We start from the raw sequence: 20,611 nt of genomic DNA, 5'->3' as shown, positions 1-20,611 counted from the left end.
GCAAAATCCGCCGCTAAAATGGCACAACAGAGGCCGACACTGCGCCTCTGTTGCTGATGCGTAATCAGTCAATCCGTTCAGAACGAATTACTTACCACTTTTTACTTTAGTCCATGCGCGGGTACGCACACGATCCAGTTTCGGATCCTGAACTTTCAGCACGAACAATTTCGACATCGCTTCCGGCGTCGGGAAGATGCCTGGGTTGTTACGCACATCTGCATTGATCAGCGGCAGCGAGGCTTTATTGCCGTTGGCGTAGTTCATCTTGTTGGAGACGTCAGCGATCACTTTCGGGTCCATGATGTAGTTCAGCCAGGCGTAGGCACCGTCAAGATTCTTCGCGTCCTTCGGAATCGCCATCATATCGAAGAAGGCCAGCGCGCCCTCTTTCGGCACGCTGTAACCCAGGTGCACGCCGTTTTTCGCTTCATCTGCCCGGTTTTTCGCCTGCAGGATGTCGCCGGACCAGCCAATCGCCACGCAGATATTGCCATTAGCCAGATCGTTGATGTACTGCGACGAGTGGAAATAACGAATATTCGGACGCAGTTTCAGCAGCAGATCGGTGGCCGCGCCGGAATAATCTTTGGCATCAGAACTGTTGGGATCTTTGCCCAGATAGTTGAGTACGGTAGCGAAAATCTCTTCCGGCGCATCGAGGAAAGAGACGCCACAGCTTTTCAGCTTCTCCAGATTCTCCGGCTTCATCACCAGATCCCAGCTGTTGACCGGTGCGTCTGCGCCGAGTACCGCTTTCACTTTTTCGATGTTGTAACCAATACCGGTGGTGCCCCACAGGTAAGGAATGGCGTACTTATTGCCCGGATCGTGCTGCGCCACTTTTTCCATCAGCGCCGGATCGAGGTTTTTGTAGTTCGGCAGCTTGCTCTTATCCAGCGGCTGGAACACGCCGGACTGCAGCTGACGCGCCAGGAAGCTGGAGGATGGCACCACCACGTCGTAGCCGGTGCTGCCCGCCATCAGTTTGCCTTCCAGCACTTCATTGGAGTCAAACACGTCGTAGACCACTTTGATGCCGGACTGCTTTTCAAAATTCGGCACGGTATCTGGCGAGATATAATCGGACCAGTTGTAGACGTGCAGCGTTTTATCTTCCGCCATGGTGCTGGCAGACGCGGCCATCAGCACGCCAGCTACCACACCTGACAACCATTTCTGACGTTGGTTGAACATGTTTTCCATCCTCCTGAGCGGGTCATCACAACGCTGCAAACCAGAGATCCATACGTTGCGTTCTGTGTGTAAAGTCAGTGACACAATGAATCATTATTCAGCGGAAGTGTAATAGCAAAAACCATTAGCTGTTGCGCAGTTACGCGGCTGTCACAGCCCCCGCAAGAATAGCCCCCCGGCTCAGGCTGCACCAGACCTCAGCGTAAAAAACGCCTAAAAGCGATATTTTATGCATGTTTAAGCTATGAGGTTCGGCTTTACTGGCATAAAGAACGACAAATATCTGGCACTAAAGGGCAAAATGCAGAATAAAAAATTATGGCAATCGGGCGCGGCGGAGATAAAAAAAGCCGTCACAGGGACGGCTTGATTGGCGATTGGGTCAGTTAAGCGCTTAATGCAGCACCGAATGGACGCTGGTCATCGGTACATGCTCTTCTTCTTCACCAATCATCAGCAGATTGTTGGCAAACGCCTCCAGGATCACCATTGAGATCTGCTCTTCGCTCTGTTTCATAAAGTGCGAGAACTGACCAAAGGTTAACCCTGCGGTGATGGTCATTGACTGACAGACAATCAGCTTCGGCAGGTTATCATCCTGAATGTCGATAAACGCTTTCACCGTCAGCGAACTGGCATTGATTTGCGACAGGTCGCCCACCAGAGGAATCAACGCTGTAGGCTTCACTTCAGCCAGCGCCGAAAACAGAATGACGTTGTCGACCAGATCGATTTTGGCGTCAAACACCCCGTCGAAGTTTTGCATGTGCGGCAGATGAAGTGCCTGACAGGCATCGCATTCGAACCAGGTGATATTTTGCTGATCCAGCCAGCGACGCAACAGGTCGATATCCGGAACGACAAGAGAATCCATCGTAAAATCCCATGGGGTGATAAACAGGCGACTTAGCTTACGGAAAAATGCGCGTCGATGCCACGAAAACCGCTGAAAAGCGCGTGTCAGCCCGCGGTTTTAGGACGGAGCCCGGTGCTAGCCTGCCGCTCAATCCAGCCGATCATCAATCCGGCGATGTCCAGACCGCTGGTGGTCTCTATTCCTTCCAGGCCCGGCGAGGCATTCACTTCCATCACCAGTGGACCGCGATCGGCGCGCAGAATATCGACGCCGGCCACCTCCAGCCCCAGCGTGGTCGCCGCTTTGACGGCGATCTGCCGCTCCTGATCGGTGATAGTGATGGGATACGCTTTCCCGCCGCGATGCAGATTGGATCGAAAATCGCCCTCTTTCGCCACCCGCTCAATCGCCGCCACCACCTGCTGACCAATCACCAGACAGCGAATATCGCGCCCGCGCGCCTCTTTGATAAATTCCTGCACCAGAATATGGGCGTTCAGTCCGCGAAACGCATCGATGACGCTTTCCGCCGCCTGACGCGTTTCGGCCAGCACCACGCCGATGCCCTGGGTCCCTTCCACCAGCTTCACTACCAGCGGCGCGCCGCCCACCATAGCGATCAGATCGTCGGTATCATCTGGCGAGGAGGCGAAGCCGGTAACCGGCATATCGATCCCCTCACGCGCCAGCAGTTGCAGCGAGCGCAATTTGTCGCGTGCGCGGGTGATCGCCGCTGACTCATTCAGCGGGTAGCTGCCGCCCATCTCAAACTGACGCAGCACCGCGGTACCGTAAAAGGTTGTCAGGTTACCGATGCGCGGAATCACCGCATCAAAGTGGCCGAGCGGTTCACCGCAATAGTGCACCGCTGGCGAGGCGGGATTGATGTTCATGTAGCAGGAGAGCGGATCGATGATTTGCACCTGATGTCCGCGCGCTTCCGCCGCCTCACGCAGCCGCCGGGAGGAGTAAAGCGTTTCATCGCAAGACAGAATCGCTATTTTCATCGTCTGCCCCCGGCGTTCAGCTTAGCGGGTTGCCCATCCCTGCTGATGCAGGTAGTCCAGCATAAACGGACGCGTTTCTTTAATAATCAGCCGCTGAATCAGTTCACTCCAGGTTTCGCTACGTGGGTTGCTGTCACGATGCTGATAATAGAGCTCAGTGCGGCTGTCATATTCGGCCAGCACCGCGGGATCGAGCGGCTGGTAGCGGTTCTCATGCACCAGCATGGCGTGGGGCATACGCGGTTTAACGTCCGGCTTTGATTCCGGATGACCGAGGCAAAAACCAAACAGCGGCAGCACAAATTTTGGCAGGCCCAGCAGCGTGGTGACCTCGGCGATGTTATTACGGATACCGCCAATAAAGACGCCGCCCAGATCCAGCGATTCGGCCGCGACCATCGCATTCTGCGCCATCAGCGCGGTATCAACACAGCCCAGCAGCAGCTGCTCAGCGCGGCCCAGTTGCGCATCCGGGCAGATTTGCAGATGACGATTAAAGTCCGCGCAGAAGACCCAGAATTCCGCCGCATCGGCCACCCACGACTGGCCGCCAGTCAGGGTCACCAGCTGGTCGCGCAGCCCTTTGTCAGTGATGCGGATAATCGAAGAGCACTGCAAAAAACTGGATGTGGACGCCGATTGCGCCGCATTAAGAATCGCTTCACGCTGCGCTTCGCTGACCGGCTGGTCAGTAAAGGCGCGAATGGAGCGGTGGCTGCACAGTAAATCAATGGTCGGTGTCATAAAGTCTCCAGCAACATTATCTTTTTTTGTCAGTATGGTTAAACAACTGCGGCGCAATCGCTTTTGCGGTGCGCCACATTAATAGCCAGGCGGCGGGCAGCATCAGGACAATCCCGGCGATAAACAGCCCGGTCGCCAGCGCTTTCGCATCCAGCGTGCCGGGCGCGGGCAGCCAGCGGTTCACCAGCAGCAGCGCAGCCAGAATCATCAGGCCGCCAAGCGCTTCCGCCACCAACACCATCCGGGGTAATCGGGTGACATTCTGCATTGTCTTCTCCTGCCGTAGCCGGTTATTGAGCGTCAATTATGGTTAACAACCGGAAAATTGCCCACCGCTGGCAGGTGAAAGTCGCACTGGCGCGGGGCCGGCGACAGGGCCGCCGCTATAGGTGGCGGGCATCAGACTAACAGGCAAATCCTGCTTTCTTTAAGCGATACGAGCGGGCATGATGGTTACCATTCTCAGTTTTATTGTGTGACTTAGATCACACGCCATGCTGCAAGGAGTTCTTCATGATTGCTGTAATTTTTGGTCGCCCAGGCTGCCCTTACTGTGTCCGCGCTAAAGAGCTGGCTGATAAACTCACTGCTGAGCGTGATGATTTTAGCTATCAGTACGTCGATATTCAGGCGGAAGGCATCACTAAAGCGGATCTGGAAGCCAGTGCCGGTAAACCGGTCACCACCGTGCCACAGATTTTCCTGGATGATCAACACGTCGGCGGTTACACCGAGTTCGCCGCGTGGACCAAAGAGAACCTGGGCTTCGTCGCCTAATCTCCGATCCCTGGCACGATAATAAAAAAGGCGAGACGCGGTTAGCGGTCTCGCCTTTTTGCTGCGCCACTGCGGGCAGAATCGCCTTCGGCCTTTGATGACGGGACGGCTGGCGTGCGTTACTGCGCTGTGCGGTTTAATTCAGCGATGCCAGCACAATCTGCATCAGACGTACCAGCAGCGCGCCGCAGCCGGCCCAGAACATGGCGCTGACACTCCAGGCCACCACAAACAGCCCGCTGGAGTGGTTCAGCAGCGTCGTGTGTAACAGCAGCGCGGCCAGCAGCGTGCCCCACAGCGCCATCAGCAAGGTACTTTTTAGCGGACTCTTCACCTGCATTAACGCCATCACAAACCCGGGCAGTATAAACAGCAGCAGTTCTGGCTGACCGCGCAGGGGATCAGGACCCGCCTGCCAGAAGTGGACGGTAAAAACAAACACCAGACTATATAGCACCACGCCACACAGACGGGTCGTCCAGAGATAAGAACGCTGCGGCATATCACCTCGCTGACTAAAAAAATGACCAGGATAAAACTCGCCTTTAACCCTGCTGCGTAAAGGTGGAAATAAAAAGAAACAGTCCGTTGTGTTAACGAATGAAATTAGCCAATAGCTGAGGAAGTTATTTCTGATTAGAATAGCGGCCGCTACAACGGTTTCATTTGCAGCATTGATACAATACAACCCCGACGGCTTGCTCAAGATAGCGAAAAACAGGCCACTCTTCAACAGGTTACACGTAAACAAGAAGTTAAACAGTGAATATTAACGTCGCAGAATTGTTAAGTGGAAATGACGTTTTGTTATTATTTGTCGTTTTGGCGCTCGGCCTTTGTCTGGGGAAATTGCGTCTGGGCTCGGTACAGCTGGGAAATTCGATTGGCGTACTGGTGGTGTCGCTATTACTGGGGCAACAGCATTTTACGATCAATACCGATGCACTGAGTCTTGGTTTTATGCTGTTTATTTTTTGTGTCGGCGTCGAGGCGGGTCCCAACTTCTTCTCTATCTTCTTCCGCGACGGCAAAAACTACTTCATGCTGGCGATTGTGATGGTGGTCAGCGCGCTGATTCTGGCGCTGGGTCTGGGTAAACTGTTTGGCTGGGATATCGGGCTGACTGCGGGCATGCTGGCGGGTTCAATGACCTCTACGCCAGTGCTGGTCGGGGCCGGCGATACGCTGCGGCAAAGTATCAGCGACAGTAAACAGCTGGGATTAATGCAGGACCAGCTCAGCCTCGGCTACGCGGTGACCTATCTGATTGGCCTGGTGAGCCTGATTTTTGGCGCGCGCTATCTGCCGCGACTGCAGCATCAGGATCTGCCGACCTGCGCCCAGCAGATCGCGCGCGAGCGCGGGCTGGATGCCGACAGCCAGCGAAAAGTCTTTTTACCGGTGATCCGCGCTTATCGCGTCGGCCCGGAACTGGTGGCGTGGAGCGGCGGCAAAAACCTGCGCGAACTCGGTATCTATCGTCAGACCGGCTGCTACATCGAGCGTATCCGTCGTAACGGTATTCTCGCCAGCCCGGATGGCGATGCGGTGCTGCAGCTGGGCGATGACATCTCGCTGGTTGGCTATCCCGATGCGCACGCCCGTCTCGATCCCAGCTTCCGTAACGGCAAAGAGGTGTTTGACCGCGATCTGCTGGATATGCGCATTGTGACCGAAGAGATTGTGGTGAAAAACCACAATGCGGTAAACAAGCGGCTGAGCAAACTGAACCTTACCGATCATGGCTGCTTCCTGAACCGGGTGATTCGCAGCCAGATTGAGATGCCGATCGATGACAGCATCATGCTGAACAAAGGCGATGTGTTGCAGGTCAGCGGCGAAGCACGACGGGTTAAAAGCGTGGCCGATCGCATCGGCTTTATCGCTATTCACAGTCAGATGACCGATCTGCTGGCCTTCTGCGCCTTCTTTATTGTCGGTCTGATGATTGGTCTGATTACCTTTCAGTTCAGCAATTTCAGTTTTGGCATCGGTAACGCAGCCGGTCTGCTGTTTGCCGGCATCATGCTCGGCTTCCTGCGTGCTAACCATCCTACCTTTGGCTACATTCCACAGGGCGCGCTCACCATGGTGAAAGAGTTCGGGCTGATGGTCTTTATGGCGGGCGTAGGATTGAGTGCCGGTAGCGGTATCAATCACGGCATCAGCAGTGACGGCGCCCTGATGCTGCTGTGTGGATTGCTGGTCAGCCTGATCCCGGTGATCATCTGTTATCTGTTTGGTGCCTACGTTCTGCGCATGAACCGCGCGCTGCTGTTCGGCGCAATCATGGGCGCACGCACCTGCGCGCCGGCGATGGAGATCATCAGTGATACCGCCCGCAGCAATATTCCGGCGCTGGGCTATGCCGGGACTTATGCAATTGCTAACGTCCTGCTGACGCTGGCCGGTACGCTGATCGTGATTGTCTGGCCACTTTTGCCCTTATAAAATTTTTTTGGCTGCGTCCAGAACTTTTTTATTAAGGGGCAGTCTGAATAAGTGCCACTGCTTTTCTTTGAAATCCCCAAATTGTGGAGCCCGCTGGTCTTTTTCCCGGCGGGTTTTTTTATGCCCTTTTTCCGCCACGCTGCGCCCTTTCTGGTCTGAAAAGCCGTCGTGTCACGACCAAACTTAAACCGTTAAGCAACTCGTATGCAGATTAAGAGCCCGGCTATGGTGAAAGTCAGGGTAAAAAAGCAGGATAGTGTGCCGGTGCTGTTAGCAATTTGTGCTGAATATTTTGGTTAGCGCGTCGTCGCTGACTTTTGATTTGCCGCGATAGTCAGGCTGTGTCTGCCCGTCTGGATGACGCCGCCGTTGATTAGCGGCCTGTTTGCAGAGGAATGCCCCCTATAATGGAAGAACTCAACCGCTCACTGTTTATCGCCATCAATGCCACACCCGCGTCACCCGCCTGGCTGCTACAGCTGGCCACCTTTATCGCCAAAGATCTGATTGCCATCGTGCCGCTCTTAATCGTCGCGCTGTGGCTATGGGGACCGCGTGATCAGGTCTCGTCACAGCGGGTGCTGGTGTTAAAAACCGGCATGGCGCTGCTTTATGCGCTGGCAATCTCCTGGTGTGTCGGCCAGCTATTACCGCATCCTCGTCCGTTCGCGATTGGACTCGGTTACCAGTTCCTGCACCATGCGGCAGATGACTCCTATCCCAGCGATCACGGCACCACCATTTTTACCTTTGCGCTGGCGTTTGTGTTCTGGCATCGGTTGTGGTCCGGCGTGGTGCTGATGCTGGCGGGTATCGCCATCGCCTGGTCACGCATCTATCTGGGCGTCCACTGGCCACTGGATATGCTGGGCGGTTTCCTGGTCGGTTTGCTGAGCTGCCTGGCCTCCCATCTGGCCTGGCAGATCTATGGTAACCGGATGCTGGCGGTGATTAACCCGCTCTACCGCGCACTGTTTGCTCTGCCGATTCGCAAAGGCTGGATACAGGATTAAAAAAGGGACGCCACGGCGTCCCCGGCACGTTGGCAAACCCGGATTTACCGCAGGGAACAGCGTCAGAGGAGGAAAGCGTCCCGCCGCCCGGATAAAAACGCCGGGAGCGTTTCTGAACAACGCGAAGCGTTGGCCCGGCAACGGGCGCACCTCAGGGATGAGGTGCGTAATTGTGCGGACCGAGCGGCCATAGATGGCTTTAGCGACTTTGCGAACTGACCTTGTTTCCTGGTCAACGCAGAACGAGCCTGTGTCCCTGCTCTTTTATGAAAACCACTTGCCAAACCAGCCATTGAATTTCATCATCACGAAATCAACTATCCGGCTGAAGAAGCCGCCTTCCGGCACCTCCTGCAACACCACCAGCGGACGCTGGTCGATGGTTTTGCCATCCAGCTGGAAATCGATGGTGCCGACCACCTGATTCTTCTTCAGTGGCGCTTCCAGCTGTGGCGAATTGAGCTTAAAGCTCGCCTTGAGGTTCTTCATCTGCCCTTTCGGAATGGTCAGCGCGGCATCTTTTGACACACCAAGATTGACCTGACTCTGGTCGCCAAACCAGACCCGCTGCTGGGCAAACGGCGCGTCGGCCTTAATCGGCGTCACGGTTTCATAGAAGCGGAAGCCCCAGGTGAGCAGTTTTTCACTTTCGCGGAAACGAATCGCATCGCTTGCGGTGCCCAGCACCACCGAAATCAGCCGCATATCACCTTCGGTTGCTGAAGCCACCAGATTATTACCGGCACCGGAAGTGTGGCCGGTTTTGACACCGTCGACCTTGAGATTAGTGCTCCACAGCAGGCGGTTGCGGTTCATCTGGCGAATTTTATTGAAGGTGAACTCTTTCTCTTTATTCAGCGCATATTCTTCCGGCACGTCACGGATCAGCGCCTGAGCAATTAACGCCATATCGCGCGCCGTACTGTACTGTCCTTCCGCATCCAGCCCGTGCACTGTCATAAAGTGGGTGTTCTGTAGCCCCAGCGCTTTACCGTAGTTGTTCATCAGGCCGATAAACGAATCCTGACTGCCCGCCACGTAATCCGCCAGAGCGATACAGGCGTCATTACCGGACTGGATCACAATGCCTTTATTCAGCTCATGGACCGGAATGCGATCGCCCGGCTTTAAAAACATCAGCGATGAGCCGCGCAGCTTAGGGTTACCGGTCGCCCAGGCGTCCTGCCCAACCGTAACCAGATCGTCCGGCTTAATTTTGCCGGCTTTGATCGCCTGACCCACCACGTAGCTGGTCATCATTTTGGTCAGGCTGGCGGGATCGAGACGCTGATCGGCGTTTGATTCAGCGAGCACTTTGCCGCTGGCGTAATCCATCAGTATCCAGGCTTTGGCATCAATGCCTGGCGCGGCCGGTGCCTGTTCAGCAAAGGCGCCGATCGGGACGATAAGAAGTAAAGAGGTGGCAGCAAGTAGCCGCAGGCGAGAAGCAACGCGAGAGTTTGTCATGGGCTTGACCGGATTGTCCTTATTAAATCGGAATTCTGAAGGCAGAAAACCTCCACTGAGAACGCTAACCGTTGGCGGCAGTGAAAAAAACCGCCGAATCGTAAAGTTTTTTAGAGTTTAGTAGAGTAACCCTGGCATCCCTGCCGCGCGCGTGCCAGTTTCACCCCGCTCTGTCGTCATCAAAAATGCGTGCAATTCCGATTTTTCGCAGAACAGTTAAGCCGGTCACAAATATCAGCTAACCTGAAAGCCAGTCAGCCGAGGAGACCGACCATGGACTTAGCCCTTTTTGATCTGGATGAGACGCTTATTAGTGAAGACAGCACCGGCCTGTGGTTACGCTGGCTGGTTTCGCAGGGCTTCGCCCCGCGCGAGCTGATCGACCAGGAACAGGCATTAATGGCACAGTATTATGCCGGCACGCTCTCCATTGAAGAGTACATGAACACCACGCTGGCCCCGCTGGCCGGAATGGCGACCCTGACCGTTGAAGGCTGGGTGCGTCGCTTTATCCATCGCGACATCATGCCGCGCGTCTACCCCGCAGCGCGTGAACGCATCCAGTGGCACCAGGCTCGCGGCGACAGAGTGATGATTATCTCCGCCAGTGGTGAGCATCTGGTGGTACCGATTGCCCATCAGCTGGGTGCCTGCGGCGCGCTGGCTATCGGCGTCGAGATCGTGGATGAGCGTTACAGTGGCAAGACCTACGGCACCATGACCTACAAAGAGGGCAAAGTGACACGGCTCGGTGACTGGAAAGCGTTACAGCAGAGCGAATCTTTTGGCCGCACCTGGGCTTATAGCGACTCAATGAACGACCTGCCGTTACTGGAGCAGGCCGATCATGCGCATGTGATCAACCCTGATGCGATGCTGCATCAGGAAGCGTTAAATCGCGGATGGCAGATCTGCCACTGGGCCCGTTAAGCTAGCCGCGGGACGCGCTGGCGTCCTGCGCTAACCCCACTTTGAGTAGTTTCCCATTGGCCTCATCGGTCAGCACATAGAGATAGCCATCCGGTCCCTGCCGCACATCACGAATGCGTGCGTTCTGGTCGCTGAGCAGACGCTGCTCCTCCACCACTTTTTCACCGTTAATGCTCAGCCGGATCAGGTTTTTCTCTTTCAGCGCGCCGATAAACAGCGAGTTCTTCCACTGCGGGAAGCGGGCGCTGTTATAGAACGCCATGCCGCTGATGGCGGGCGAATCTTTCCAGTGATAGATCGGCTGCTCGGTTCCGGCAGCGTGCGTCCCTTTCGATTCCGGGACTTTGTCACCGCTGTAATCGATACCGTAGGTAGCCAGCGGCCAGCCGTAGTTTTTCCCTTTAGCGATGATATTCACTTCATCGCCGCCGCGCGGACCATGCTCGTTTTCCCATATCGTGCCGGTCCACGGATTGAGTGCCAGGCCCTGCGGATTACGCAAACCATAAGCCCAGATCTCCGGGCGCGCCCCGCTCTGCTTCACAAACGGATTATCGTCGGGCACGCTGCCATCGGCATTCAGCCGCAGCAATTTCCCCTGCAGCTTATCGAGATGCTGGGCCGTACTGCTGGCAAAGTTGTCGCCAAAGGCGATCCATAGAAAACCCTGCTTATCGAACGCCAGGCGGGTGCCGATATTGTTGCCGCTGGAGAGCATCGGCGTCTGGCGAATCACCACGCGGAAATCGCGCAGTTGCCGGTTATCCTCGCTCAGGGTCCCGACGCCCACTACCGCGCCCGCTTTACCGCTGCTGTTGGCTTCGGTGTAACTCAGCCAGACGCGGCGACTGCTGGCAAAATCGGGTGCCAGCACCACATCCAGCAGGCCGCTCTGCCGCTGCGCCCAGACCTGCGGCACGCCGGTGATCGGCTGCGACAGACCGCGTTCCGGATTCCAGCTGCGCAACTGGCCGCTGCGTTCGGTAATCAGCAGGGTCTGGTTGTCGGGCAGAAACGCCACGGACCATGGATGTTGTAACTTATCCTGTAACAGCTGCACCTCGACCTGCTGTTCTGCCGCCAGCAGCGGCAAGGCGACCATAAGTGAACCACTGAACAATAACGCGCGAGCGACACGAACCATAGCGTTCTCCTGACGGGATGGAATGCCCTTAAGCGTAGTCAGCCGCAGTGCGATGATGCTGAGGATTTACAAAAGATTAAACTGGGCGACAGCGGTCTGTCGCCCTGATGATGTGGAGAACAGGCTACCAACAATGCCAGCCGTAGCCTGGTTTCGGTTCATATTCAGGGGCGCGTGGAAAACTTCACGACGCGAGCAGCAACAACCTGTAGTCGTGAGTCCGTACCTGAAATCGGGTTGCTCCCACTCAACAGCGCCGGGCGGGCTTAGGGGATTTCCACTCATCGCAGCTCAGTCAATCATCACCTTATTCCGGTATCAGCGGGCAAGATGATTAAGGTCCTCATCCGGCACAACTGTCTTCAAACCCGCGAAGAGTGCATGAGGATGTTATTCGTTAAGGTCCGGCAGGAATCCGCCGCAGTTTCACGCTATTGATCTGATATCAAAGATATAAATCTTAATTCCCAGACTGATAATCCAGCAACCACATCGCGATTGTGCTCAGCAAGGCCACAGGTTCCGTACTCATGGTCTTACAGTCTGTCGGCTGGAACTGAGGATAGCCGGCGGCAAATGATGGGCATAAAAAAACCCGACGGGTGAGATCGGGTTTAATTAGTTTTCCGGTATCAGCTTAAAGTCCTGACCGGAGAAAAACGCTCTGCATCTGACGCGTTTAATTTTTGCTGTTACCGCTGATATATCCATCATAATTCTGACCTTCCTTACCCAACCCGACTGCTGGTTTTAGTGTCGGATTTGTGTCAGTTCGTCTTCTGAAAGACCGGTCATTTTCTGGACGGTAGTACGGTCAATGCCGTTCTGCAGCATGGTACGGGCAATTTTCAGCGTGGCTTCGCGCTCGCCTTTCTCAATGCCTCGTTGTTCACCAAGCTGAATGCCCTTCTCGATGCCCTTCTCGATGCCCTTCTGCTCCAGCTGTTGTGCGATGGTCATAAGTGCGTCTCCGTGTTGCGGCACACGCTGTGCCAGTTCGCGAATAAAGGCTTCAGAGTCAGCTGACTCACCTGCCTGAAGTAAATAGTGTATCAGCGCTGTTACCTGGGGTGAAGAAAGATAATCCGCCATCAGTAATGTGGCCAGCCGATCGGTCAGGCTGGCGATGTCTCGCTGGTGAATATGCTTTTGTAACAGCGTCAGCGCCGCCATGCTGCGGTGCCCCATAATCTCATCGTCCGGAATGACCGTTACATCCACCAGGGGAAAAGCGCTGCCATAGAGGTTTTCTGCCAGCGCCGGATCATTGAACTCATCGAGCCAGCGCGTTGAGTACGGATAAGGACTGCGCTTGCCGGTATAGAACAGCACCGGTATCACCAGTGGCAGCGCCTTATGGCCAACCTCAAGATGGCGCTGCATGGCCGCCACGGCGTATCGCATCAGCCTGAACGCCATATGCCTGTCCGGCGTAGACTGGTGTTCAACCAGCACGTGTATATAACCGTCGCCAGCCGTGGTCTTCAGGCTATAGAGAACGTCGCTGAAATACTGACGCAGGTCGTCTTCAACGAACGAACCCGATTCCAGCTTCAGAGTACTGAGGTCACAGAGTGCACGCAGCTTTGCGGGCAGGTGCAGTTCCATAAAGTCACGGGCAATGTCCGGCTGCGTGAGAAACTGCCGGAATGTGGCATCGTGGGGCGTGGGTGTGCTGTTCTTTTTTTTCATCGGGCCTGACTCTGATCATCACACGCATAGGATATCACAGGCCGTATGCCTCGCCATCGCACCGGCTGACGAACGAAATTCCAGACAGCGGGAGGAACCCGCTTGGACAGCCGTTTCATCGTCATTTTTTGCAAGCCAGTGATCGGCGGCCCCCGAAATGGAGACGGTTATCCCCGCTCACACGGGGAACAGGCGCGCTGACTGCCGGTTAAAACCCGAATACCACCCGTTAATCTCGCAGGTTTACGGCGCGTTAAAACTTACCGTATCACGCACCATAGTATTGATACCCGGCTTGAGATCTTCAAACGTGATCGGCGTATTGCTGTTACTGACCGTTTTGCCGAACGCTTTACGCACTACCCGGATCAGCGGTTTGCCGGTTACCGCATCGCTGGCTTCAATCTCCAGAAACAGCTCGCTGTTCTGGGTACGATGGCCCGATGCGGCCATGGTGCTCGCCACCACTGCCGCTACCGGCACCACCTCATAGAATTGCACTCCCTGGTTCTCCGCTGACACGGCGGTGATGGCGGCCCGCACTTTCAGGGTGTGCGGCGTCGCCTGATTTGTCAGCGGTCGGCGGGTCGCGATAGCGCCTTTTAACTGAATGTCGGTATAACTCAGCACCTGATCCAGCGTTTGCTGACTGATGCGTGCGGTGGGATGGGCTGCCGGATAGTAGACCAGTGGCGTATAGAGCACATCCTTATACTGGCCGCTTTGATAGTCGGGTGAGATCCAGCGCAAAGTCGGCTGGCCGCTGGCCGACTCAGTGGGCTTCAGCTGGCTGTAATCACCTAAAAAGCCTGAATATTGCTGCTTGTCAGCAACATGAGAAGTACAACCACTGAGCAGCAGAACAGAGACCGCCAGCAGAGCAGCCACGGAAGGTTTACGCATCATCGACTCGCTTATATCAGGAAGGTTCAGGCAAGCATAGAGTAAATCAGGCGGGAAACAGTAAAAATAATCGTTATTTTAATGGGTTATCTGCTCTGAATAGCGGGAATGACCCGCTGCAGACTGCAGCGGGCAGGCAGGTTACTCGAAACAGGTATCAGGGTTTTCTGACAGGGTAATAAACTCTTTACCGCCGTGCGTCAGTGCCATGATGGTGCCGGTTTCAATATCGTATACCCAGCCATGCAGACGCAGTTTACCGTTACGCAGCGCCACCGACACGGAAGGATGGGTTTTCATGTTATTGAGCTGAGCGATGACGTTCTCTTTCACCATCTCATTCAGCTTTTTCTCTGGCGAGTCATAGTTGCGCTGCTCCACCACCGCTTTTGCCGCGTCGGCATAGCGCAGCCAGTGCTCGACCGCGGGCATGGTATCCATGCAGGCGCAGGAGGCGATAGCATTCATCGCACCGCAGTTAGAGTGACCACAGATGATGATGTCGGAGACACCCAACGCGACCACCGCGTATTCGATGGTCGCTGAGACGCCGCCCGGCTCCGGGCCAAACGAAGGCACAATGTTGCCCGCATTGCGGATAACGAACAGCTCGCCCGGCTCCTGCTGCGTTACCAGTTCCGGCACCAGCCGGCTGTCAGAACAGGAGATAAACAGCGCTTTGGGATTTTGATTTGACGCCAGGCTTTTGAAAAGATCCTTCCTTTCAGGAAACACATTCTGCTGGAAATTCAGAAATCCATTGATGATCTCTTTCATTATTTAGCTCTCACATTATCCACGTCGTTACCTGAAGGGCATAGCCCCTTCAGTGTTGATTTGCCCGTTTATTATTAATGAAAACAAGTGAATATCAACCGGCGATTTCCTAAGGCTGTTTTTTGCTGCGTTCTGTCAGCGTTTCGCTTAAATCGCTATTTACCTGCTGTACGGTGATTTTCTTTTTACAGCACCGGGAGTTACTGGAAATTTGCCCTGCCCGCCGCCCGCACTTTTTCACCCGATCAGCGGGCCAGGTTTTACCAGTTTTTTCACACCTTTACACGCCGCTAATCCCTTACAGATAACGCTACAATTTTTTCTGCAACACAGGTAGAATCCCGCGCCATCGCTGTGCTGAACCGGAAACAGAGCCATGTCTGATACAACAAAAACCTTGCCGCCACGGGTCGGATTCGTCTCGCTCGGCTGCCCCAAAAACCTCGTTGACTCCGAGCGCATCCTCACCGAACTGCGCACCGAGGGCTATGATGTGGTGCCGCGCTATGACGATGCTGAAATCGTCATCGTCAACACCTGTGGATTTATCGACAGTGCTGTCCAGGAGTCGCTTGAGGCGATTGGCGAAGCGCTGAATGAAAACGGCAAGGTGATTGTCACCGGCTGTCTCGGTGCAAAAGTTGATCAGATTCGTGAAGTGCATCCGAAAGTGCTGGAGATCACCGGTCCGCACAGCTATGAGCAGGTGTTGTCGCACGTCCATCGCTACGTGCCGAAGCCTCAGCACAATCCGTTTCTCAGCCTGGTGCCGGAACAGGGCGTGAAGCTGACCCCACGTCACTACGCCTATCTGAAAATTTCCGAAGGCTGCAACCATCGCTGCACCTTCTGCATCATCCCGTCAATGCGTGGCGATCTCGACAGCCGCGCCGTCGGCGAGGTACTGGATGAGGCTAAACGGCTGGTTGAAGCGGGCGTTAAAGAGCTGCTGGTGATTTCGCAGGATACCTCCGCTTATGGCGTGGATGTTAAGCATCGCACCGGTTTCTGGAACGGCTCGCCGGTGAAAACCAGCATGGTCAGCCTGTGTGAGCAACTGGCGAAACTCGGCGTCTGGGTGCGTCTGCACTACGTCTATCCTTACCCGCACGTGGATGAGGTCATTCCGCTGATGGCGGCCGGCAAAATTCTGCCCTATCTCGATATTCCGTTGCAGCACGCCAGCCCGCGCATTCTGAAGCTGATGAAGCGTCCTGGCGCAGTGGAACGCACGCTGGAGCGGATCAAGCGCTGGCGTGAAATCTGCCCGGAACTGACGCTGCGCTCTACCTTCATCGTCGGCTTTCCCGGCGAGACCGAAGAGGACTTCCAGCTGCTGCTCGACTTTATCAAAGAGGCGCGTCTCGATCGGGTGGGCTGTTTCCAGTACAGCCCGGTGGAAGGCGCGACCGCGAATCAGCTGCCCGATCCGGTCGATGAATCGGTGAAGCAGCAGCGTTACGATCGCTTTATGCAGTTGCAACAGCAGATCTCAGCCGAACGTCTGCAGGAGAAAGTTGGTCGTGAGATTCTGGTGATTATTGATGAGGTGGACGAGGAAGGCGCGATTGGCCGCAGTATGGCTGATGCCCCGGAAATTGACGGCGCGGTCTATCTGAACGGCGAGCGCAACGTCAAACCGGGCGATATGCTAAGGGTTAAAGTCGACCATGCCGACGAGTACGATCTCTGGGCGAGCCGGGTATAAATCCATCCTGTCCGGCGGGGAGTAGCCTGTGACGCGCCGCCGGACTGGCCCGGCGCTTAGCCATACTGCTGCTGATGCGCCTTTTTGCGTTTCAGATAATCCTCATCTGCCCGAATCCGATCCCAGTAGCCTTTGAAAACGGCCGCCGCCGCGGCCTTTTCTTCATTAACGCCCCGCGGCAGTTCTTTGCCATCAGCATCATATTTGCGGCCGCCCTGATGATTGCTGTAGCGCCGCGCACGGGTATACCCCATCTGAATAAATTTGCGCGCCATATCCATGCCAACAAAATCATCCTGCCGACGGTAATCCTCAAACAGCGCCATGATTTTTTCAGCCGACTCTTTAGCAATCGGGACGGTACGAAAACGCCAGTGCGGCAGGATTTCGCTCTTATAAGGCTCGACCATCAATACCCCCTGCTCGCCGCGCCCGACCTGATAACGTTCGGGATGCTGACGAAAATCGAGGGTTGTGAAGTCCTGATCGTAATCGAAAGGTTTCATGTTTTAAGTTTAGGATCCAACGCGTCGCGCAGCCCGTCACCGAGTAAATTAAATGCCAGAACGGTGAAGAAGATTGCCAGGCTGGGGAAAATCGCGACGTGCGGCGCAATCACCATATCGGCCCGCGCCTCATTCAGCATAGCGCCCCACTCCGGCGTCGGCGGTTGCGCGCCCAGTCCAAGGAACGACAGGCTGGCAGCGGTAATGATAGAGGTGCCGACGCGCATGGTGAAATAGACCACAATCGGCGAGACGGTACCCGGCAGGATATGGCGCATGATAATGGTCCAGTCCGATGCGCCGATGCTGCGCGCCGACTCAATATAGGTCTGATGCTTCAGCACCAGCGTATTGCCGCGCACCAGGCGGGCAAACGCCGGGATACTGAAGATCGCCACCGCCACGATCACGTTGCTCATGCCGCTGCCCATGATCGCCACCACCGCAATCGCCAGCAGGATACCGGGAAAAGCGAACAGCACGTCGCACACGCGCATGGTTATGCGGTCCCACCAGCCTTCGTAGTAGCCCGCCAGCAGCCCAAACAGCGTACCGATCAGCGCACCGATGGCCACCGAGAAGAAGCCAGCAATCAGTGAGATACGGGTTCCTACCAATACCCGGCTGAAAATATCGCGGCCCAGTGAATCAACCCCAAACCAGTGCAGCAGCGAGGGCCCATCATTCAGCCGGTCATAATCGAAATAATTTTCAGCATCAAACGGCGCCACGTAAGGCGCGATAAACGCCAGTACAATCAGCACCAGCACAAACAGCCCGGCCAGCAGCGCCACCGGCTGTTGCCGGAAACGCCGCCAGAACTCACGCCACGGGGTGCGTACCCGGTTCTCCTTGATCAGCGGCAGCGTTTTCAGGGACGCATCGCGTCGCCAGTTTTTCATCGCGATTCCTTAAAGCGAATGGCGGGATTGATCACCGCATACAACATATCGACGATCAGATTGATCAGAATGAACTCCAGTGAAAACAGCAGCACTTCCGCCTGGATCACCGGATAGTCGCGCATCGTGACGGAATCAACCAGCAGCCGACCCAGGCCCGGCCAGTTAAACACCACCTCGACCACAATCGATCCGCCGAGCAGAAAGCCGAACTGCAGGCCCATCATGGTGACCACCGGGATCATCGCGTTGCGCAATCCATGTTTCACCACCACCAGCGACTCGCGCACCCCTTTGGCGCGCGCGGTACGCATGTAATCTTCCTGCATTACTTCAACAAAAGAGGCACGGGTAAAACGCGCCATCACTGCCGCCACCGCCGCTCCCAGGGTTATCGACGGCAGAATATAATGTTGCCAGCTCTCCGCGCCCACCGTCGGCAGCCAGCCCAGCTCCACCGAGAAGACCTGCATCAGCAACATGCCGAGGGCAAAAGCCGGAAACGAAATGCCGGAGACCGCCAGCGTCATGCCGAGGCGATCGGGCCAGCGGTTGCGCCAGACGGCAGACACAATGCCAATCGCCATGCCAAATATCACGGCCCAGATCATGCTGGTCAGGGTCAGCCACAATGTCGGCATAAAGCGCGAAGCGATCTCATCCGCCACCGGCCGTTTCGATACCATCGACTGGCCGAAATCGCCCTGCAGCGCATTAAGAATAAAGTGCCAGAACTGCTGCGGCAGCGGCAGATCCAGTCCCAGTTCCTGCCGCACCAGCGCCACCACCGAGGCATCCGCCTCCGGTCCGGCAATCAGGCGCGCCGGATCGCCCGGCAGCAGGTGAACAAACAGAAACACCATCACCGCAACAATCAGCAAGGTGGGGATCAGCCCCAACAGCCGCTTAATAAAATAGTTAAACATGCAACATCCTGCAGCTGCGGCCAGCCACGCGGGCTGGCCGGCTCCGTTACTTCAGACTGGCCTCATCAAAACTGAATGAGGTATCGGGCATCACATAAAAACCGCTGAGATTTTTGCTGTTGGCAGACACCAGTTGCTCAACCACCAGCGGGATCCACGGATGATCCTGCCAGATGGTGTCCTGAGCATCTTTATACAGCTGGGCTTTCTGCGCACGGTCAGTGGTCTTCAGCGCATCTGCCAGATCTTTATCCACCTTAGGATTGCTGTAAAACGCGGTGTTAAAGATCGCTGGCGGCCAGGCGGCGGTGGCAAACAGCGGCGTCAGCGCCCAGTCTGCTTCACCGGTTGAGGCGGACCAGCCGGTGTAGAACATCCGTACACCGCTCTCTTTCTGCCCTTTGCCTTCCACTTCTGCCGCACGCTGACCGGCATCCATCGCGGTTACCTTAACCTTCACGCCAACCTGCGCCAGCTGCTGCTGAGTGAACTGCAACACTTTCTGCGCGGTGCTGTGGTTGTGTGACGACCAGAGCGTGGTTTCGAAGCCGTTCGGGTAACCCGCCTCTTTCAGCAACGCCCTGGCTTTAGCCGGATCATAGCTGATGGCGGGATAGCTCTGAGCGAAATCGATAGCAGGCGGCACGATACCGGTGGCTGGCGTGGCGTAACCGGCAAACGCCACTTTGGCCAGCGCCTGACGGTTGATGGCGTATTCCAGCGCCTCACGCACTTTCGGGTTGTCGAACGGCTTCTGGGTGACGTTAAGGCTGATGTAACGCTGCATAATCGACGGCGTGGTTACCACGTCAAGTTTGCTGTTTTTCTCCAGCAATTTCGCCTGCTCATAAGGAACCGGGAATGCGAAATTAGCTTCTCCGGTTTGCAGCATCGCCGCACGGGTGTTGTTATCCACTACCGGTCGCCAGGTGATGCTGTCCAGTTTCGGGTAGCCCGGCTTCCAGTAGCCGTCCCACTTTTTCACCTTAACGAAGTCAGTCTGGTTCCAGGTTTCAAACACAAACGGACCGGTACCGACCGGATGGAAGCCAATATCCTTGCCATATTTTTTCAGTGCGGTCGGCGAGATCATCGCCGCAGCCGGGTGCGCCAGAATATTGATAAAGGCGGAGAAGGGTTGCTTCAGGGTCACTTTCACCGTGGTCGGATCGATCACTTCGGTGGTGGCAATCTGCTTAAACAGGTTATAGCGTTTGAGGTGATTATCCGGGTTGCTGGCACGGTCGAGATTGACCTTCACCGCTTCGGCATTGAAGTCGCTGCCGTCCTGGAATTTAATTCCCGGACGGAGCTTGATGGTGTAGGTCAGACCATCCGGACTGGCCTGATAACTCTCTGCCAGCACGTTGGTCAGCTTCATCTGTTTATCAAAACCAAACAGCCCCTGATAGAACGATTTGGCGACCGCCTGCGACAGCGTGTCATTGGCGTCATACGGATCGAGGGTGGTGAAGTTAGACGCGACGGCAATCACCGCATCCTGCGCCGCCCAGGCGGGCAATGTAAGGGCGCTGCTTAATACGCCAGCCGCCAGTAACCCTTTACGCATCGTTATCTGCATCTTGTTCTCCTGTAATCCCTGTCGGGTGG

20 protein-coding genes are annotated in these 20,611 nt (G+C 55.6%); 5 read left to right on the top strand and 15 right to left on the bottom strand.

The annotated features are described in order from the left end of the window. Positions 1–87: 87 nt before the first annotated feature. The 5 genes from potF to WFK59_RS02460 all read right to left on the bottom strand — a co-directional run bounded on the left by potF (position 88) and on the right by WFK59_RS02460 (position 4,072). Positions 88–1,197: a spermidine/putrescine ABC transporter substrate-binding protein PotF gene (potF, locus tag WFK59_RS02480; protein WP_233984760.1), complete on the bottom strand. Its 1,110-nt coding sequence runs from the start codon at positions 1,195–1,197 to the stop codon at positions 88–90. A 394-nt stretch (positions 1,198–1,591) separates the two neighbouring features. Beyond that, positions 1,592–2,071 carry a YbjN domain-containing protein gene (locus WFK59_RS02475; protein ID WP_094119333.1) on the bottom strand — a complete coding sequence of 160 codons (480 nt, stop codon included), beginning with the start codon at positions 2,069–2,071 and terminating at the stop codon, positions 1,592–1,594. A gap of 86 nt (positions 2,072–2,157) precedes the next feature. Continuing rightward, on the bottom strand, positions 2,158–3,060 hold the full coding sequence (gene rimK, locus WFK59_RS02470; RefSeq protein WP_336754946.1) for a 30S ribosomal protein S6--L-glutamate ligase: 903 nt from the start codon (positions 3,058–3,060) through the stop codon (positions 2,158–2,160). A 21-nt stretch (positions 3,061–3,081) separates the two neighbouring features. Beyond that, positions 3,082–3,804 (bottom strand): oxygen-insensitive NADPH nitroreductase, encoded by a 723-nt coding sequence (gene nfsA, locus WFK59_RS02465; RefSeq protein ID WP_233984762.1) that lies wholly within the window; start codon positions 3,802–3,804, stop codon positions 3,082–3,084. Between the two features lie 16 nt (positions 3,805–3,820). Then, positions 3,821–4,072 carry a DUF1418 family protein gene (locus WFK59_RS02460; protein ID WP_233984763.1) on the bottom strand — a complete coding sequence of 84 codons (252 nt, stop codon included), beginning with the start codon at positions 4,070–4,072 and terminating at the stop codon, positions 3,821–3,823. 245 nt (positions 4,073–4,317) lie between these two features. Here WFK59_RS02460 and WFK59_RS02455 point away from each other — a divergent pair, with 245 nt between their 5' ends. After that, on the top strand, positions 4,318–4,581 hold the full coding sequence (locus WFK59_RS02455; protein ID WP_094119337.1) for a GrxA family glutaredoxin: 264 nt from the start codon (positions 4,318–4,320) through the stop codon (positions 4,579–4,581). Positions 4,582–4,717: 136 nt separating this feature from the next. Here WFK59_RS02455 and ybjM read toward each other — a convergent pair whose 3' ends face one another. Further along, positions 4,718–5,083, bottom strand: a complete 366-nt coding sequence (gene ybjM, locus WFK59_RS02450) for an inner membrane protein YbjM (protein WP_233984764.1) — start codon at positions 5,081–5,083, stop codon at positions 4,718–4,720. A gap of 260 nt (positions 5,084–5,343) precedes the next feature. Between ybjM and WFK59_RS02445 the strand changes: the two genes are divergently transcribed. Together WFK59_RS02445 and ybjG are read left to right on the top strand one after the other, a co-directional pair. Then, a complete protein-coding gene (locus WFK59_RS02445) occupies positions 5,344–7,032 on the top strand; it encodes an aspartate:alanine antiporter (protein WP_233984765.1) in 1,689 nt (562 codons plus the stop codon). Positions 7,033–7,439: 407 nt separating this feature from the next. After that, positions 7,440–8,045, top strand: a complete 606-nt coding sequence (gene ybjG / locus WFK59_RS02440) for an undecaprenyl-diphosphate phosphatase (protein WP_336754945.1) — start codon at positions 7,440–7,442, stop codon at positions 8,043–8,045. Positions 8,046–8,309: 264 nt separating this feature from the next. On the opposite strand, the gene WFK59_RS02435 is transcribed toward ybjG, so the two are convergent. Continuing rightward, positions 8,310–9,512: a serine hydrolase gene (locus tag WFK59_RS02435; RefSeq protein WP_233984767.1), complete on the bottom strand. Its 1,203-nt coding sequence runs from the start codon at positions 9,510–9,512 to the stop codon at positions 8,310–8,312. A gap of 273 nt (positions 9,513–9,785) precedes the next feature. Here WFK59_RS02435 and WFK59_RS02430 point away from each other — a divergent pair, with 273 nt between their 5' ends. Continuing rightward, positions 9,786–10,442 carry an HAD family hydrolase gene (locus tag WFK59_RS02430; protein WP_233984768.1) on the top strand — a complete coding sequence of 219 codons (657 nt, stop codon included), beginning with the start codon at positions 9,786–9,788 and terminating at the stop codon, positions 10,440–10,442. Between the two features lies 1 nt (position 10,443). Here the strand turns inward: WFK59_RS02430 and WFK59_RS02425 are convergent, their stop codons facing one another. The 4 genes from WFK59_RS02425 to WFK59_RS02410 form a co-directional block, all read right to left on the bottom strand. Beyond that, positions 10,444–11,586, bottom strand: a complete 1,143-nt coding sequence (locus WFK59_RS02425; protein WP_233984769.1) for a PQQ-dependent sugar dehydrogenase — start codon at positions 11,584–11,586, stop codon at positions 10,444–10,446. Between the two features lie 750 nt (positions 11,587–12,336). Beyond that, positions 12,337–13,278 (bottom strand): Rpn family recombination-promoting nuclease/putative transposase, encoded by a 942-nt coding sequence (locus tag WFK59_RS02420; RefSeq protein WP_336754944.1) that lies wholly within the window; start codon positions 13,276–13,278, stop codon positions 12,337–12,339. A 243-nt stretch (positions 13,279–13,521) separates the two neighbouring features. After that, positions 13,522–14,181, bottom strand: coding sequence for a DUF3313 domain-containing protein (locus WFK59_RS02415; RefSeq protein WP_336754943.1), 660 nt, complete (start codon positions 14,179–14,181; stop codon positions 13,522–13,524). A gap of 141 nt (positions 14,182–14,322) precedes the next feature. After that, positions 14,323–14,958 (bottom strand): carbonic anhydrase, encoded by a 636-nt coding sequence (locus WFK59_RS02410; protein WP_094119346.1) that lies wholly within the window; start codon positions 14,956–14,958, stop codon positions 14,323–14,325. A gap of 376 nt (positions 14,959–15,334) precedes the next feature. Here WFK59_RS02410 and rimO point away from each other — a divergent pair, with 376 nt between their 5' ends. Further along, positions 15,335–16,666, top strand: a complete 1,332-nt coding sequence (rimO, locus tag WFK59_RS02405) for a 30S ribosomal protein S12 methylthiotransferase RimO (protein WP_233984771.1) — start codon at positions 15,335–15,337, stop codon at positions 16,664–16,666. 56 nt (positions 16,667–16,722) lie between these two features. Here rimO and WFK59_RS02400 read toward each other — a convergent pair whose 3' ends face one another. Genes WFK59_RS02400 through gsiB form a run of 4 tightly spaced genes read right to left on the bottom strand, consistent with a single transcriptional unit; the run spans position 16,723 to position 20,582 of the window. Further along, entirely contained in the window at positions 16,723–17,172 is a 450-nt protein-coding gene (locus WFK59_RS02400; protein WP_233984772.1) for a DUF4385 domain-containing protein, read from the bottom strand. Further along, positions 17,169–18,074 (bottom strand): glutathione ABC transporter permease GsiD, encoded by a 906-nt coding sequence (gsiD, locus tag WFK59_RS02395; RefSeq protein ID WP_336754942.1) that lies wholly within the window; start codon positions 18,072–18,074, stop codon positions 17,169–17,171. The genes WFK59_RS02400 and gsiD overlap by 4 nt, the downstream gene beginning before the upstream one ends. Next, the gene (gene gsiC / locus WFK59_RS02390) at positions 18,071–19,000 is read right to left on the bottom strand and encodes a glutathione ABC transporter permease GsiC (RefSeq protein WP_336754941.1); all 930 of its coding nucleotides are present in this window, start codon (positions 18,998–19,000) and stop codon (positions 18,071–18,073) included. The genes gsiD and gsiC overlap by 4 nt, the downstream gene beginning before the upstream one ends. A 46-nt stretch (positions 19,001–19,046) precedes the next feature. Continuing rightward, on the bottom strand, positions 19,047–20,582 hold the full coding sequence (gsiB, locus tag WFK59_RS02385; protein ID WP_262287753.1) for a glutathione ABC transporter substrate-binding protein GsiB: 1,536 nt from the start codon (positions 20,580–20,582) through the stop codon (positions 19,047–19,049). Positions 20,583–20,611 lie beyond the last annotated feature (29 nt).

The sequence above is a fragment of the Pantoea sp. USHLN298 genome (genome assembly GCF_037149395.1).
Taxonomy (GTDB): domain Bacteria; phylum Pseudomonadota; class Gammaproteobacteria; order Enterobacterales; family Enterobacteriaceae; genus Pantoea; species Pantoea astica.
The sequence above is the reverse complement of the archived record's forward strand: the minus strand, read 5'-3'. Positions and strand labels throughout refer to the sequence as shown.